At 67.0% G+C, this 16,085-nt stretch carries 13 protein-coding genes; 5 read left to right on the top strand and 8 right to left on the bottom strand.

Going from position 1 to position 16,085, the window contains the following annotated elements; all coding sequences use genetic code 11:
* Positions 1-64: 64 nt before the first annotated feature.
* Positions 65-2,530 (bottom strand): CHAT domain-containing tetratricopeptide repeat protein, encoded by a 2,466-nt coding sequence (locus WEA80_03255; GenBank protein ID MEX1185583.1) that lies wholly within the window; start codon positions 2,528-2,530, stop codon positions 65-67.
* A gap of 674 nt (positions 2,531-3,204) precedes the next feature.
* On the opposite strand from WEA80_03255, the gene WEA80_03250 reads away from it, so the two are divergent.
* Together WEA80_03250 and WEA80_03245 are read left to right on the top strand one after the other, a co-directional pair.
* Positions 3,205-3,480 (top strand): hypothetical protein, encoded by a 276-nt coding sequence (locus WEA80_03250; protein ID MEX1185582.1) that lies wholly within the window; start codon positions 3,205-3,207, stop codon positions 3,478-3,480.
* Positions 3,481-3,518: 38 nt separating this feature from the next.
* On the top strand, positions 3,519-4,604 hold the full coding sequence (locus tag WEA80_03245) for a prephenate dehydrogenase/arogenate dehydrogenase family protein (protein MEX1185581.1): 1,086 nt from the start codon (positions 3,519-3,521) through the stop codon (positions 4,602-4,604).
* A gap of 60 nt (positions 4,605-4,664) precedes the next feature.
* Here WEA80_03245 and WEA80_03240 read toward each other — a convergent pair whose 3' ends face one another.
* From WEA80_03240 to WEA80_03230, 3 genes are all read right to left on the bottom strand, one after another.
* The gene (locus WEA80_03240; GenBank protein MEX1185580.1) at positions 4,665-5,912 is read right to left on the bottom strand and encodes a serine hydrolase; all 1,248 of its coding nucleotides are present in this window, start codon (positions 5,910-5,912) and stop codon (positions 4,665-4,667) included.
* Between the two features lie 223 nt (positions 5,913-6,135).
* Positions 6,136-7,203, bottom strand: a complete 1,068-nt coding sequence (locus WEA80_03235; protein ID MEX1185579.1) for an LLM class flavin-dependent oxidoreductase — start codon at positions 7,201-7,203, stop codon at positions 6,136-6,138.
* 2 nt (positions 7,204-7,205) lie between these two features.
* Positions 7,206-8,201 carry a hypothetical protein gene (locus WEA80_03230; protein MEX1185578.1) on the bottom strand — a complete coding sequence of 332 codons (996 nt, stop codon included), beginning with the start codon at positions 8,199-8,201 and terminating at the stop codon, positions 7,206-7,208.
* Between the two features lie 485 nt (positions 8,202-8,686).
* Here WEA80_03230 and WEA80_03225 point away from each other — a divergent pair, with 485 nt between their 5' ends.
* Genes WEA80_03225 through WEA80_03215 form a run of 3 tightly spaced genes read left to right on the top strand, consistent with a single transcriptional unit; the run spans position 8,687 to position 12,095 of the window.
* The gene (locus tag WEA80_03225; protein ID MEX1185577.1) at positions 8,687-9,439 is read left to right on the top strand and encodes an electron transfer flavoprotein subunit beta/FixA family protein; all 753 of its coding nucleotides are present in this window, start codon (positions 8,687-8,689) and stop codon (positions 9,437-9,439) included.
* Positions 9,439-10,425, top strand: coding sequence for an electron transfer flavoprotein subunit alpha/FixB family protein (locus WEA80_03220; GenBank protein ID MEX1185576.1), 987 nt, complete (start codon positions 9,439-9,441; stop codon positions 10,423-10,425). Before WEA80_03225 ends, WEA80_03220 begins: the two co-directional genes overlap by 1 nt.
* Complete coding sequence (locus tag WEA80_03215) at positions 10,425-12,095, top strand: electron-transfer flavoprotein:ubiquinone oxidoreductase (protein MEX1185575.1); 1,671 nt, start codon at positions 10,425-10,427, stop codon at positions 12,093-12,095. The genes WEA80_03220 and WEA80_03215 overlap by 1 nt, the downstream gene beginning before the upstream one ends.
* A gap of 25 nt (positions 12,096-12,120) precedes the next feature.
* Here the strand turns inward: WEA80_03215 and WEA80_03210 are convergent, their stop codons facing one another.
* From WEA80_03210 to dacB, 4 genes are all read right to left on the bottom strand, one after another.
* Positions 12,121-12,693: a DUF3267 domain-containing protein gene (locus WEA80_03210; GenBank protein ID MEX1185574.1), complete on the bottom strand. Its 573-nt coding sequence runs from the start codon at positions 12,691-12,693 to the stop codon at positions 12,121-12,123.
* Between the two features lie 99 nt (positions 12,694-12,792).
* Positions 12,793-13,464 carry a methyltransferase domain-containing protein gene (locus WEA80_03205; GenBank protein MEX1185573.1) on the bottom strand — a complete coding sequence of 224 codons (672 nt, stop codon included), beginning with the start codon at positions 13,462-13,464 and terminating at the stop codon, positions 12,793-12,795.
* A complete protein-coding gene (gene glp / locus WEA80_03200; protein MEX1185572.1) occupies positions 13,461-14,699 on the bottom strand; it encodes a gephyrin-like molybdotransferase Glp in 1,239 nt (412 codons plus the stop codon). Before glp ends, WEA80_03205 begins: the two co-directional genes overlap by 4 nt.
* Entirely contained in the window at positions 14,699-16,084 is a 1,386-nt protein-coding gene (gene dacB, locus WEA80_03195; GenBank protein MEX1185571.1) for a D-alanyl-D-alanine carboxypeptidase/D-alanyl-D-alanine-endopeptidase, read from the bottom strand. Before dacB ends, glp begins: the two co-directional genes overlap by 1 nt.
* Position 16,085: the final 1 nt, after the last annotated feature.

Genomic DNA, 16,085 nt, shown 5'->3' with positions numbered 1-16,085 from the left:
GCTCACACCGCGCACTGGAGATACCATCAAGCTCCGAGTTCTCGTCGTTGCGCTTTTCATCAGGCTACCGGGCTCCCACTAGCTGAAACGCGGCCCAGTATCGCGGATTAGTGAATTGCTTCGTGGTGCGCACGTCGTTTTGCGCGAGCCGGAGCGCTTCCGCCTTGCTGAGAGTGGGCCGACCGTCTTGGCCGAGCCAGTGCGTGTAGAACCGTTCCATGAGGAGGAGCGTCGCCGCGTCGTCCACGCTCCACAAGCTGACGAGCACACTGCGAGCGCCCTTTGCCAGGAGACCGCGTTGCAGTCCGACGGTACCCTCTGATTCACGGGATTCGCCGAGTCCGGTCTGGCAAGCGGAGAGCACGATGAGTTCAGCCGACAATCGCAGCGCGTGGTCATTGAGGAGCTCTCCCAAAGTCAGGAGCCCGTCGTGGCCCGCGCCGGGGGCTAACGCGACATAGGAGTCGCGGACTCTTGCTTTAGTGCCGTAGGCCAGACCGTGCGTGGCCAAGTGCACGACCCAGGCGTTGGAAAGCGAGTCGCGCACAACGCTCTCTGATGCCGCAGAGCCTGTTAGCACCTGTACGCCAAGCTTCGTCGCGACCCACCGTCCTTCTTCTGCGGCTCCCGGTAGCTCCGACAGTTGGTGCGAGTTTCCAGTCTCGTCGCGCACTTCGGGCATCTGAGGATTGCCGACGACGATTGCGTGGCCGCGTGCCTTTCCCGCGCCGGTGCTCGGCGTGGCCTCTCCAGCTGCCTCCGCTGCGACAAGCGCGCGGAGGGACGGCGCGTACCGGAGCGGGTTTCGCGCTCCAATCGGGATCGTGTCTCCCGGGAGTGTCAACGCCGCGAAAGGCACCTGTCCAAGCGCGCCATGCGGCACGATGACGAGCTCCGTACCAGGGGGCAGGAGCGCCTCCAGGTCGGCCGGCAGCACGCCTGCGCTCAACTCCTGTAGCGCGGCTGGCGCGGCGATCGGATCACCCGCACTACCCCCAAGGAGATCCCTACTGACCCTGTCCGGTTGCGCGATCGGAGCACGGGCCTCGCCTGCCCAAGGAGGATCCCCACGGCGTTGCCGAGCGGCGACGGCGTCGGCGCCGAGTGCTGCGCGCGCTGTCGCCATCTTTCGAGTGAGATCGGCTTTTGATTGCGCAATAGTAGGGAGAACTTCGAACGTGCCAGTCGGGCTGAGGAACCACGTCCGGAGCGTGTCGCCGTCCGTTAGATAGTAGAGAAGAGCCGTTTTGGCCGAGCGGAGTGGTGCGAGGAGCCGGCCCGCCTCGTCCGCGAGATCCGCTCCCGGGATGGTATCGCTTGCATCGAGATCCGTGACGCTCGCCCAGGACCGGCGATCCAGGAGATCCCGAAGGGCCTGCGCTCGCCCGCGCTCGGCGGCGGCGAGAGACGAGGCCACCGCGTGAGTGAATGCTAGAGAATCGCCTGGGGCGCGCTGTTCCTCCGCCAGCCGTTGCCAGGCGAGCGACCATCCGGTGTGGGTGTCGCCGCCAGTCTCGCTAAAACTCACCGCGTTCGCATCGCCGCCGGCGCTGCGCCGGATCTGCGCGAGCAGTGCTGCCGCGCTATCGAATGCCGCCGCCGCAGACCGAGCGCTGCCGTCGCTTTTCGTACGGAGGAGAACGTAACCGACGTTTTGAAAAGTCAGCGCCTCGCCCGAGCGGTTCCCAACCTCACGGTGGATCGGGAGCGCCAGCGCGTAATAGGCGAGCGCCGAATCCGGACGGCCGAGGTTGGACTGGACCGAGCCGATGTTGGTGAGCGTTATCGCCTCGCCGGAACGGTCCCCCACGTCACGCTGGATGGGGAGCGCCCGCGCATAATAGGCGAGCGCCGAATCCGGACGGCCGAGGTTGGATTGGACCAGGCCGATGTTGTTGAGCGTTGCCGCCTCGCCCGAGCGGTCCCCAACCTCACGGTGGATCGGGAGCGCCAGCGCGTAATAGGCGAGCGCCGAATCCGGACGGCCGAGGTTGGACTGGACCACGCCGATGCTGGTGAGCGTGGCCGCCTCAACTCTGCGGTCCCCCACTTCGCGCACTATGGGGAGCGCCCGCGCGTAATAGGCGAGCGCCGAATCCGGACGGCCGAGGTTGGACTGGACCGAGCCGATGTTGGTGAGCGTGGCCGCCTCGCCGGAACGGTTCCCCACTTCGCGCACTATGGGGAGCGCCCGCGCATAATAGGCGAGCGCCGAATCCGGACGGCCGAGGTCCGATTGGACCGAGCCGATGTTGTTGAGCGTTGCCGCCTCGCTGGAACGGTCCCCCACGTCACGCTGGATGGGGAGCGCCCGCGCATAATAGGCGAGCGCCGAATCCGGACGGCCGAGGTTGGACTGGACCACGCCGATGCTGGTGAGCGTGGCCGCCTCAACTCTGCGGTCCCCCACTTCGCGCACTATGGGGAGCGCCCGCGCGTAATAGGCGAGCGCCGAATCCGGACGGCCAAGACTCCTCTGCACCGCGCCGATGTTGTTGAGGGTTGTCGCCTCAACTGTGCGGTTCCCCACTTCGCGCAAGATCGGTAGCGCCCGCGCGTAATAGGCGAGCGCCGAGTCAGGCTTTCCGAGTCGGTAGTGAACTCGCGCGACGCGGTGGAAGGTGTAGGCGACATCCTCCGAGTGGTGACCTAGCTCGTATAGCGGCAGTGCTTCTCGCCAGAGTGTGAGTGCCTGGAGCAGCTGCGCGCTATCGGCGGATTGGGCAAGCGTATCCGCCCGCCAAAAAAGACTTTCCGCTCGTGCATACTCTGCACTGTCACGATTCACCGCTTGGCCAGAAGCGACAATCGGACAGAGCAGAGCAACGAGCAGAATCAACCGCAATACGAAGGGCGGCGGCGAATCGCGCGTCCTGAAATGTCCGAGGTAGTGAAAGGAGAGCTGCACGGCGGTGGGCCTCCAGCTACTCAGCGCAGAGATCCGTACGGCGAGAGATCGCGCGACCGGAGTCCGAAAAACGGAGTGGCAAGCCAACGATGCCAACGAAAGCTACGGCTTTCGTCGTGCGGCTGTACGTGTAGTGACGGCTCGCTGACGCGCGGTCGTAAGATCGTCCCGCGTACCCGATTCGGGGAAGCGGAGCGGAGGTATGCAGGCGAGGGGTCCGGGAAACCGGACCTCTTTGCGTTCGGGTGGCTAGATTTCGCGCTGAAATCCATCCCCTCAGAACGGAGCAATTCGCGGTGAAGATCGCCGTGTGCGTCAAGCGCGTCCCCGACATGGACGCCCGCTTCAGGATCTCGGCCGACGGCACGTCGCTGGACGAGGCCGGGCTCAAATTCGACATCAACGAGCCCGACGCGTGGGCCGTCGAGGCCGCTCTCCAGCTCAAGGAGAAGGCGGGGCAGGGCGAAGGCCGCCTCAAGGACGCCGGCACGTTTACGCCCCAGCAGATCTCGCTCGCCAAGCGCAACAACGTCAGCATGGCGACCGACATCGCGCGCGAGGCCCGGCGGTGACGGGGATCAACGCCTTCGAGTAGGCGCGTTCCGAATCAATGTCGCGCGAAGCAGAGGAGGAACGGAGTCTGGACAGCCTCCGCGATCGGATCCGCGAGCTGGATCTGGCGCTTGTCGCGCTGGCGGCCGAGCGCGTCGAAGTGGCGCGGGAGGTCGGGCAGCTCAAGCGGCGGCAAAAGCTGTCGACGATCGAGTACGCTCAAGAGAAGGTGGTGCTCGAGCGGGCTCGCGCCGCCGCCCAGGAGCGCGGGCTCGATCCGACGGTCGCGGAAGACGTCTTTGCCGCGTTGATCCGTGCATCGGTCACGGTGCAGGATGCGGACAATATTCGCGTGGCCGCCGTGGGCGCCGGCAGAAACGCGGTCATCGTCGGCGGCGCCGGCCGCATGGGCCGGTGGTTCGCCCGCTTCCTCTCGGCGCAGGGCTACACCAGCGGCGCGCTCGATCCGGCCGCGCCGGCGGACGAAAATGAGTGGGCCGGCGGCGTGCTCCCTTCGGCGGATCTCATAGTCTGCTCGACTCCGCCCGGCGCGACGGCGCAACTCTACGCCGAGTGGTCGCGAGATCCGCCGGCTGGAGTCGTAGTGGACATCGCCAGTATCAAGGCCCCGCTGCTGGAGCCGATCCGCGCGCTGCAGCGCGCCGGCGGCCGCGTGGCTTCGATCCACCCCATGTTCGGCCCGTCAACCGTTCTGCTGCGGGACGCCGACGTCGTGATCTGCGATACGGGCGATTCCGAAGCAACCACCGTCGTGGAGCAGATCTTCCTGCCGACCACCGCCCGGATCGTGCACATGGGGTTGGCGGATCACGACCGCATCATGGCCGATCTGCTCAGTCTGTCGCACGCCGCCGCCATCGCTTTCGCGCTGGCGCTCCCTGAGACGGAGCACCCGGTTCGCAGCACCACCTTTCAGGGGCTCGAGTCGCTGGCCGCGGCGGTCGTGCGCGAGAGTCCCGACGTGTACTACGAGATCCAGGCCATGAATCCCCATTCGGCGGTCGCGCTCGAACGACTTCGTACCGCTCTGGATCGCATAGTCGCCGCCGTCATGGCGCGGGATTCGGGAGCTTTCCAGGCGTTGCTGGAGGAGGGACGGCGGCGCACACCGGAGGAGAAGTAGCTCCGGCTGTGCGGGAATTCGTCTGGACTCGCTACACCCCGGATGATGTAGCCGACGATCTCAATTGATCGCGGCGAGGACGCGCCCGACGAACGCATCGAGTGCGCCGTTGTCTATCCAGCGCGCAACGACCACCAGATCGTTCTCCGGATCCACGTAGATCAGGTTGGTGCCGTTCCCCAGGTGCATGAACGCCGACCCCGGCGCGCTCGGCAGCCGCTTGCGATCGGTGTTGAGGAACCAGTTCATGAAGCCGTAGTCGGTCTGCGCGGGCGTGGGCGTGAGCGCCATCCGCACCCAGCGCTCGGACAGGATCTGCCGTCCCGCCCACACTCCGCGGCGCAGCGTCAGCAGCCCAAACCGCGCCTGGTCGTACGCGCTGATGAACATCCCGCCGCCCCAGTGCCCGCCGCCCGAGACGGATTGCACGGGCACGCCGTCGAGCACGATCCAGGAATTGTCGTAGCCGTACCAGCGCCAGGTGCGCGATGCGCCGATCGGATCCATCACGTATTCCGCGAGCACCTGCGGCAGCGGCCGCCGCCAGACGTTGAGCGCCGCGAGCGCGAGCGCGTTCACCCGAACGTCGTTGTATTCGTACGAGCTGCCCGGCGCCCTGCGCTCCCGCGTGAGCCAGGCCGACCGATCGGCGTCCGGCCGGTCCGCCCAGTCCGGCTTGCCCCACAGCGTCCCCTCCCAGTCGCTCGTCTGCCGGAGGAGATCGTTCCAGGTGATTCGGCGATTGTGCGGCGTGTCGAAGGGGTGGATGATTCCGGGATCGCCGCCCGTGACGTCGGCCGACGATCGCGGAGCGTGCGACAGCGCCACGACGGGCGCCATGTCCAGATGGACGGGCCGGCCGAGGTCCGGGATCAGTCCGCGGTCGAACGCGACTCCCACTACCGACGACAGGAAGCTCTTCGTGACGCTGAACGTCATGTCCACCCGGGCCGGGTCGCCCCACTCCGCCACGACGTACCCGCGGCGGATGATCAGCCCGGTCGGGTCGCTCCGCTCCTTGAACGGACCCACGGCGTCGCCGAACGGCTCGCGCCCGAACGACTGCACGTGCGCGAGCAGCAGGTCGCGGGGCGCCCTGGATTCGCTGGATACCGCGAACGCGACCGCGGCCGCGACGCGCGCTGAGTCCATGCCGGCCTGGCTCGGGCTTCGGTGCTCCCAACGCCCGTCCGCGCCCGGATAGTAGGCGGCGTCGCTCGGCCTCTGCTGCGCTTGCAGATCTGGAATCGCCGTGGTCGCAGCGATGCAGACGATGGCGAGGAGAGCAACGCGCGTCCTATGCGTCACGAACCCCGCGCTCCATCCAGTGGTCAGTGAAAATCGGGCCCGTGGTGACTTCCTAATTGTCATGCTCCTTTTCATTCCCATCGGTCAAGGCGGCGGACAACGTCGTGGAGTACATACGCGCCGTTGGGTAAAACAATGCGCGGCCGGGCAAACTCTCGGAAGGGCATGTGGAACGGCGGTCGGGATTCCGACCTTGGCGCGGCCTGTCGGATTCCCGGGGATGTTACGTGACCAGCGGCATCACTTGCGCGGCGAATCGCTCCATTTCTTCGAGTTGAGGACTGCACTGAAGCAGTAAAAGGTCGACGCCGACCTCCTCGAACGCGCGGATCCGCTCGGCGACCTGTTCCGGCGTGCCCACCAGCCCGGCGCGAAGTCCGCGGTTCGACACCGAGTAGTCCTCTAGCGACAGCTGCTGGTCCAGCTTGGAGTTCCGGATGAATTCCAGGTAGTTGCCGTACCCGGGAGAGCCGGGCATAACGCTCGTGACCCGCTTCAGTTCGTCGCGCGCTTCAGATTCAGTATCGCGCACGATCGAGTAAGCAGCCATCCCGAACGATAGCGGTGCGAGCGGGGGGCCGGTCTCCTTCTCCGAGGCCGCAGCCGACGCTTCCTCGCGCCGGCGACGCATGTCGGCAATTTTCGGGGCGATGCGGTCGGGTGGGTCGCCGTGCATCACGTAGGCGTCGCAGCGCCGTGTAATGAGCGACTTCGCGGTTTCGCTTTCGCCTCCGGCGTAGATCGTGGGACGCACGCGCGTTGCGGACGACACTGGCTTGGGCTCGAGGACCGTCTCCTCCGTCCGGTAGTATCGGCCGTCATAGCTGAACAGTGGCGTGCGCCACGCCCCACCGAGCACGCTCAGCCACTCCTCGGTGCGGGCGTACCGGTCGTCGTGCTCGTCGAAATGCACGCCGTATCGCCGGGCCTCGTCCCGCCACCAGCTCGACACCACATTGAGAGACAGGCGGCCATTCGAGATGCGGTCGATGTTCGCCGCTTGCTTGGCGAGGATCGCCGGCTGGTGGAACGTCGGGCGCACGGCCACCATGAGCTCGAGTCGCTCCGTGACCGCCGCCAGGGCCGCCGCAGTCGACCACGCGTCGAGACACGGCGCGTCGATGCCTTTGATGTCGTTGAGGTATAGCTCGGCGACCAGTGTCAGAGCATATCCAAGCTCCTCGCTCCGGCGGGCCAGGCGGGACGAATATTCCCAGGACGCCTCCATACCTTCGTCGTGGACGTTTCTGAGCCAGCCGCCGAAGACGGGCAACCAGTAGCCGTAGCGCATGGTTATACGGCAGCCAAGGCAGCGGCGTTTCCGGAGCCTCGAAGCGCTGCCCCGGGAAGCCGCGTCTCCAGATAGTCAACCAGCCGGGCGAAAGGGTCGAACCCAATCACGCGCACCGGATCGCTCACGAAGTTCGACAGAGCGTTGATGTCGTAGAAATAGTGCCTGCCGTCCCGGTCGTCGACGAGGTACTCGATTCCCCCCACGTCAAGCCCGACACGGTCAGCTATGCGTTCCACCTCTGCGATTATCGCAGGTGCAGGCCTGCTCTCCTCCACGCGCATGCCGTTCGTCTCGGCGTCGACCGCGCACGCGGATCGCGATAGCTCCTCGCCACCGACGGTCTGGCACACATCGGCGGGACAGAGGTTGAACGAATCGCCAGCGGGGTACACGTTGATGGCGTACAGAAACTTCCCGTCCAGTACTTCCACACGCGTGATGCGACCGTCGCGCAGAGGCGCCAGTTCCTGCACGAGTGCGGTGTGATCCAGTCCCAGATCGAACTCGCCGCGTTCGGCCGCCGCCACGAGATCGCTCGCGGTATCGAACCGCACGATCCCTGCTCCGCTTCCTCCGATGTTCGCCTTTACCACTACGGGGAACCGAAGCGCTCGCGCCGCGCTGGCAGCCTGGCGCAAGTCGTTGATTGCGAACGCCCGCGGATAGGGCAAACCGAGCTCACGGAGCACGTCGAGCTGAGTCGCTTTCGACAGCTCCAGCGCATAGACGGCCGATCCGTTTACCACCGGCACGCCCAGAAGCTCTAAGTGTTTGAGCCAGTGGAGCGTGTAGAATGTTGTCTGCGCGTGACCACGGAGGTAAGCGGAAGGGCTCGCACGGTTGAAGACGAGCGAATATGAGCTTTTACTCTCCGACGGGTCGTAGCAGTGTGACGCAGCATCCACCGGGACGTATTCGATTCCTCGTCGCTCGAGCTCGGCGAAGAGGGGCCGGAACCAGTCCGGGTGCTCGTAAAAGATTGCGATGGGCTTCATGGGCGGATTGGTAAACGTTGACGGGCAAAAGAAAAGCGCCTCGATCCGGAAGGGTCGGGGCGCTGGACCGGCGAAGCCGGTGACTTTACACGAAAATTCTACGTGCGTGCGCTCTTTCCCCCGCCGGCCCAATGGGCGGCGTGGCAACAGATGCAGCAACACATTCTGGCGGTGTGAGCGACGTGGTTCATACGCCGCAGACTAACCGGCTGGTCTCGCGGCGTCAACGACCGCGGTGGTTTTTGTCGAGTGCGGGTGCCTTCGGCGCGATCCTCTCGGCTTCCGCTTCGACTGGTCGGCGGCGCTCCGGGAGCCGGGCGCGCAAGTGACGTCTCGTTGACGGTCTATCGTAGGATTCCGTATACCCGATTCGGGAGCGGAGCGAGCGAAGGTAGACGGCAGGAGGTCCGGGCGACCGGACCTTTTTCCATTCGAGTGGCTATCTTTCGCGCTAAAATCGATCCCCTCAGAACGGAGTTATCGCGGTGAAGATCGCCGTGTGCGTCAAGCGCGTCCCCGACATGGACGCCCGCTTCAGGATCTCGGCCGACGGCACGTCGCTGGACGAGGCGGGGCTCAAATTCGACATCAACGAGCCCGACGCGTGGGCCGTCGAGGCCGGTCTCCAGCTCAAGGAGAAGGCGGGTCAGGGCGAAGTCGTAGTGCTCTCGCTCGGTCCCCCCGCGGTGCAGGAGACGATCCGCAAGGCGCTGAGCATGGGCGCCGACCGTGGCATCCACCTCGCCGCGGACCGCGTTCCGTTCGACGGCTTCTCCATCGCGCGCGCCATTGCCGCCGAGCTGAAGGACGGGGGCTACGATCTCATCCTGTTCGGGAAGATGTCTCCGGATTCTTCCAACGGGATCGTCGGGGCGATCGTGGCGGAGCTGCTCGACTACGCCTGCGTGACCGCGGTCTCCGGTCTGGAGATGGCCGACGGTGGCGGCACTGCCAAGCGCGAGCTCGAAGGCGCGCAGGAGTTCGTCGAGTTTACGCTGCCCGCGGTGCTCACCGTGGACGAAGGGTTGAACACGGCTCGGTATCCGTCGTTGAAGGGGATCATGGCCGCGAAAAAAAAGCCAATGGAGAGCAAGCCGGCACAACTCGGCGAGCCGATGGTGACCATCAAATCATTGGAGATGCCCCCCGACCGGCCGCCCGGAAAGATCGTCGGCGAGGGCGCCGCGGCCGTGCCGGAGCTGGTTCGGCTTCTCCAAACAGAAGCGAAGGTGCTCTGATGGCGAACATTCTTGCATTCGCGGAGCAGCGCTCCGGAGAGTTGCGCAAGGTGGCGCTCGAGAACGTCACCGCCGCGCGCGCGCTGGCCGACGCCACCGGCGGAGAAGTGCACGCCCTGCTCGTGGGCGCGCCGGGGATCGCGCAGAAAGCGGAGCAGCTCGGCAAGCACGGCGCCGACGTCGTGCTCGTGTGCGAGCACGATGCGCTCGGCGATTACAACGCAGAAGCTGTCGCGGCGCTCGCCGCCGACCGGATCAAGTCGGGCGGATACCGCGTGGCGGTGTTCTCCACTTCCGCGCAGGGACGTGATCTGCTCCCGCGGGTCGCGGCGAAGCTCGGTGTCGGCGTCGTGACCGACGTGACCGAAGCGCGCATCGAAGGCGACGCCGTGATCGTCAAGCATCCGATCAACATCGGCAAGGTCATCGCGACCGCGTCCATCGCCAGCACTCCGGCCGTGATTGGCCTGCGACCGGGCAACACGACGCTCGTCGAGAATCCGAAGGCGGCGAAGGTCGAGCAGGTGCAGCCCGTGGGCGATCCGTCGGCCGCGCGCGTGAAGGTGAAGGAGATGAAGCAGGGCGCGTCGGCCAAGCTCGACATCGGCGATGCGCCGGTGGTGATCGCCGGCGGCCGCGGACTCAAATCGGCCGAAGGGTTCAAGCTCGCCGAGGATCTGGCGGACGCGTTCGGCAACGCCGCGGTCGGCGCGACGCGCGCGGTATGCGACGACGGCTGGCGGCCGCACTCGGAGCAGATCGGACAGACGGGGCGAGTCGTGAGCCCCGATCTCTACATCGCCGTCGGAATCTCCGGCGCGATTCAGCACCTGGCGGGAATGCGCACGTCGCGCACGATCGTCGCGATCAACAAGGACAAGGAAGCGCCGATCTTCAAGATCGCCGACTACGGCATCGTCGGCGACGTGGCCGAGGTGCTGCCCGCGCTCACCGCGGCGGTGCGCGAAGCGCGGAAGTCGCACTGATGGCGGACGGCCGCCTGCCGATCATCCCGGCGAAATACCAGCCGGAGCTGCCGGTCGAGCGGTTCATCGCCGGCGGAGCGCCTGACCCGGAGCACGTTCCGATGGACGTCGTGTTCGTCGGCGGCGGACCGGCCGGCCTCGCGGGCGCCATCGAGCTCGCGCGGCTGGTCAAGCGCGACAATGAGGCCGGTGGCGCACTCGGTGACATTCAGATCGCCGTGCTCGAGAAAGCGCAGGCGCTCGGGGAGCATACTTTGTCCGGCGCGGTGGTGAATCCGCGCGCGATGCGCGAGCTGTTCCCGGACCTCGCCGACAAGGATTTCCCGTTTCGCGGCCCGGTGACCGGCGAGCGCGTGTATTTCATGACGGGCTCGCAGGCGCTGCGGATTCCGACGCCGCCCACGATGCAGAATCACGGCTACTTCATCGCGTCGGCGTGCGAGGTCGTGCGCTGGCTCGGCGAGCGCGCGGAGGAGCTGGGCGTAAACGTCTTCACCGGCTTCCCGGCCGCGTCGCTGTTGACGGAAGGGGGGAAGGTGACGGGCGTGCGAACCGCGGAGGCGGGGCTCGCGCGCGACGGCACGCACGGAGCGGGTTATGCGCCGGCCACGGACATCACGGCGCGGGTGACCGTTCTCTCCGAGGGCACGCGCGGCTCTCTGTCGCAGGCGTGGTTGAAGTCGAGCGGCATCGGATCCGAGAACCCGCAGATCTACGCGCTGGGCGTGAAGGAGATCTGGGAGACCAAGCAGCCGCTCGACGCGATCGTGCACACGCTCGGCTGGCCGCTGCCCACAAGCGCGTTCGGCGGGAGCTTCATGTATCCGCTCTCGCCCAACACCGTCGCGCTCGGGCTAGTGGTAGGTATGGATTACAAGGACGCGTCGCTCGACGTGCACGAGCTGCTCCAGCGGATGAAGCAGCACAAGCTGTTCAAAGAATACCTGGACGGCGGCGAGATGGTGGAGTGGGGCGCGAAGACCATTCCCGAGGGCGGCTACTACGCGCTGCCGCAACGGAAGAGCGGCGATGGCGTGCTGATCGTGGGAGACGCAGCGGGATACGTGGAAGTCGCGTCGCTCAAGGGCGTGCACTACGCGATGCAGTCGGGGATGTACGCCGCGCGCGCGATATTCGACGCGCTGAAGAAGGGCGATACGTCCGCGGCCGCGTTGTCCGCGTACGACCGCGCGATCGACGCGAGCTATGTCACCGAGGACCTGCGCAAGCGCCGCAACATGCGGTTGGCGTTCCAGAAGTACGGCTTCTACCTGGGCGGCGCGATGGCCACGCTCATGACACTGACCAACGGCGCGTTCCCCGGCGGGAAAATCGAATCGCACCGCGACTCGGATGCGCCGCGGCAGACTGGAAATGGCGAGCGGTTCGTCCCCGATGGCAAGCTGACGTTTAGCAAGCTGGACGCGGTGTACAAGTCGGGCAACGCCACGCGCGACGACATTCCCTCACATCTGATCGTCGGCGCGGACGTCCCCGCGCAAGTCGCCGAGCTGTACGTGCACATGTGTCCGGCCGGCGTGTACGAGCGCGACGGTGAGCGGCTGGTCGTGAATCCCGCGAACTGTATCGACTGCAAGGCAACCGATGTGATCGGGCCGCGGTGGACTCCGCGCGAAGGCGGGAGCGGTCCGCGCTATCGACAGATGTAGCTGACTTGCCTCCGCGCTAGCCGCTTCACACCGGCTTCGCCCTGCGGGGCACTACGAGACAGCCGAGGGCCTGGGGACAATCGAGCACGAGCGTGTCGTCCGGTGCGCGCCGCATCGCCCAGATTATCGCGGCGTCCCCGCCGGCTCCGGCCAGCATCAGCACGCCGAAACCGGACGCGAACGGCACATCCAGCAGGACACCGGCGACCATCGGCAGTGCGCCGAGCGCCAGCCCGGGCAGCGCGGCCGTCCAGCGGTAGGCGCGCGCCGTCACGGGGACTAGCGCCCGCGCGAAGGGCGTGACCGTGCGCCACCGAACGCCCATCCGGATGGCCTTCCAGGGCGCGCCGCCGAAGTACCGGAAGCCGATGGCGTGTAGCACCTCATGCGCGATCACCGCGAGGCCGATCACGAGAAAGAAAGCGCCACCGTCGAAAATCACGTCGGGAATGGCCTCGGCGGGACGGCCCCAGATCACGCTGTGGCTGCCGACGACGACCGCTAGCGCCACCGCGAGGAATCCGAGCGCGATCAGATGCGCCTGCACGTGACCCACCGTGCAGCGCGTGGGTGAGTCTGTTTTCGAATCGAGGGTCATGTCCTGACGGCTTGAGCTTGAAACCCCGGTCCGTGCCGCCTCCGTCTCCATAAAGAAAAGACGGTCGACACCCCAATTCGTCATTTGGCACACGGGAATTCAGCGGGTGTGCCGCTCGATCCGGTAAATGGTGATCGTCTGCTGGATCTCGCCCGACCGGAACCCACGCACGTCCCTGTCGGCAATGAGCAGGCCCCGCGTTTCCATTTCCGTGATGAAATCGGGGAAGGCGATACGTCCCGGATCGGCGATCAGCGCAATACCGGCGCTCGCCATGACCCGGTCGATCGCGCCCGCCACCATCGCGGGATAGCGTGGCTCGTACATCACGTCCGCGGCCAGCACGACATCAAAGGTCCCGAGATCCGTCGGGATCGCCGACCAGTCCACGTGCCGTGTCTTCACGAGCTGGGCCGCGTTGACGCGCGTGTTCAGCTCGGTGAAAAGGAGGGCGTCGTCGTAGTAATCCGTCGCCAGCACGTCGAACCCGCTGATCGCCGCCGCGCACGCGCACAGCCCCGAGCCGCACCCCAACTCGATCAGCGAGCGGCCCGCGCCTTTCTCTTCCAGCAGCCGCTCCGCCAGCATCATGGACGACGGCCAGATGTCGGCCCAGTACGGCAGCCGCTCGTCCTTCACGTAATCGGCTTCGGTGATAAGGTCGTCGGCGTTGCGCGGGCGCAGGATGACCAGCTCGCGTTCGCCGATCGTGAACACCTCCTCGACGGTGTCGAACTCGCGCTCCAGCCGCGAGCGCAGCTCATCGGTCACGCGTGCAGCTCGAATCGCTCGGCGAGGTGCGCGTCGGGATCCAGCGGGAGCGCGGTGACGAGCTCGCCGAGGTCGATCGCGCGGCCGGCCGGCACGACCAGGAGCGCGTTGGCGGCGGCCATCGAGGATAGAATGCCGGAGCCCTGCGGGCCCGTGGAGCGCGCGTGCAGCTCGCCGTTCTCGGCGCGCGTCAGAATGCCGCGGATCAGGTGCGTCATGGACTCCGAACCCTTGAACGGCTCGGCGGCGATCGCCGTGACGGGTCGCGGGTAGAGCCGCAGCGCGCCGCTCATCTTGCGCAGCATCGGCCGGATGAACAGCTCGCCGCCGATGAGAGCGGACACCGGATTTCCCGGCAGCCCGAGCCAGGGAGTTCCGTTCACCGAGCCGAACGCGATGTTCGCCCCCGGCCGCATGCGCACCTTCCAGAAGACGATCTCCCCGCCCATGGCCTCGATCACCGCGCGGGTATGGTCGAACTCACCGACGGATATCCCGCCGCTCGTGATGACGAGATCGCAATCTGATGCTTCGTCCAGCGCCGCTCGCAGCGCCGCCGGATCGTCGGCGATGAGTCCGTTGTCCACCGGCACGCCGCCGCTCTCGCGCACGAGCGCGGCGAGCGAGTAGCTGTTGCTCGAGACGATGCTTCGCCCGGCCTGCGCGCCCGCGAGGTCCTCGACCCGCACCAGCTCGTCGCCGGTGCTGACGATCGCGACCAGCGGCATCGCGTGGACCGGAACTCTGCTCATCCCGATCGACGCGAGCACGCCGATGTGCGGCGCCAGCAGCCGCGTGCCACGCGTGATAACCGTTTGTCCTTCGACGATGTCTTCCGCGCGCCGGCGCACGTTCCTGCCGGCGTCGCGCGCGTCGTTGATCGTGACGACGCCGTCGCTCTCGCTCGTGTCCTCGATGCGAACGACCGTGTCGGCGCCGGCCGGGACAGGCGCGCCCGTCATGATCTTCATCGCCTCACGCGGCTCGAGCGCGCGCTCAGCGAGACCGCCGGCCCTGATCGTCGCGGATACGCGGAGCTTCGCGCCCGCGGCGACGTCGCTCGCGCGCACCGCGTATCCGTCCATCGAGGAATTGTCCCACGGCGGAATCGCGAGCGACGACGTCACGTCTCTCGCGGCGAATCTCCCGAGCGCGTCCTCCAGGTGGACCGCGGCGACGTCGAGCGGAGCGACCGCCGCCAGAACCGTCTCCACGGCTTCGGCGACGCCCAGCATCAGCGCGCCGGCAGGGGAGACTCGGCCAGCAGGCGCACCATCGTCTGGATCGCGGCCGTCACGGCGGACGTCGGCACGAGATAGTTGTTGGCGATGAAGCTGTAGATCAGAGTGGAGCCACCCACGGTGCGCACGTAGCCGCTGAACGCGCGCACGGACGCGAGCGTGCCCGTCTTCCCGTGCGCGTTGCGCTCGGCCACCGTGCCGCGCAGCCAGGTTCGCACCGTGCCGCTCACGCCGACCACGGGCAGCGCCTCGTGGAAGATCGTCCCGTACGGATGCTGCTGCATGACCGAGAGCACCCGGACCATCGTCGCGGGCGTGACGTAGTTCTGCCGCGACAGGCCGCTCCCGTCGCGCACGCGGAACTCCATGCTGTCCACGCCCCACTCGAGCAGCTGCCGGCGAACGACGGCCGCGCCGCTGTCGGGCCGGCCCACGCCGGTGAGTTCCAGCCCGATCGTGCGCAGGATGATCTCCGCGATCTGGTTCTGCGACGGCTGGAGCATCGCGCCCAGGATCTCGCTCAGCGGCGGCGACTGGAGCACGAACAACGTCTCGGCGGGCGCGAGCAGCGAGTCGACGCGGCCGCTGTCGCTCGCCAGGATTCCGTCGTGCGCGATCCCGCCCTGGCGCAGCGCGACCGACAGCGCCTTGAGATACGCCCGCCGTGGATCCGTTGCCGGCTTGATTGATTCCACCTGTGGTCCCGACTCGGTGAGCATCTCGATCGCCTCGAGCCCTTCGTTGAACACCAGGTCGTCGATGCCCGCGCCGTAACCCTCGCCGAGATCGTCGTACTCCCAGCCGTAGCCGTAGATGGAGCCGGGGAAGGCGTCGCCGCTGGCGACGATCGGGCCGCTGAAGCTGGTGATGCCGCGCGCGCGCAGCGAATCGGCGACGGCGCGGAGCGGCGTCAGCGGATCCGGATGGAACCGCGCGCTGACCGTCGGATCGCCTCGCCCCGTGACCAGCAGCTCCGAGCAACGCCCGCGCGCTGCGGGGCAGCGCGCGGCGAACGTCGTGCGGAAGCGGAAGTCCGGGCCGAGGAGGTGCAGCGCCACCGCGCCCGTCAGCACTTTCATGTTCGACGCGGGCATCACCAGCTTGCGCGGGTTGAGCGAGTACAGCGTGTCGCCCGCCGCGGGGTCGACGATGAGCGCGCCCCACATCGCGGTGCGGAACTTCGGATCGTGAAAGACGGAGTCTCCGGTGCGGGCGATGGCAAGCCGGGCGTCGACTTCCGGAGCGACCACCACCGGCGCGGGATCGATCGACGGAGTCGCAACGATCGGCGGAGGCACGCGGGTCGCGGGCGCGCAGGCCGCGACCAGCACCGCCGCGGCTATGAGCCGCGCGCCAGCGGGGAAGCGACAGGGCGGCATT

It is taken from the genome of Gemmatimonadaceae bacterium, from assembly GCA_040882285.1.
Taxonomy (GTDB): domain Bacteria; phylum Gemmatimonadota; class Gemmatimonadetes; order Gemmatimonadales; family Gemmatimonadaceae; genus JACDCY01.
The sequence above is the reverse complement of the archived record's forward strand: the minus strand, read 5'-3'. Positions and strand labels throughout refer to the sequence as shown.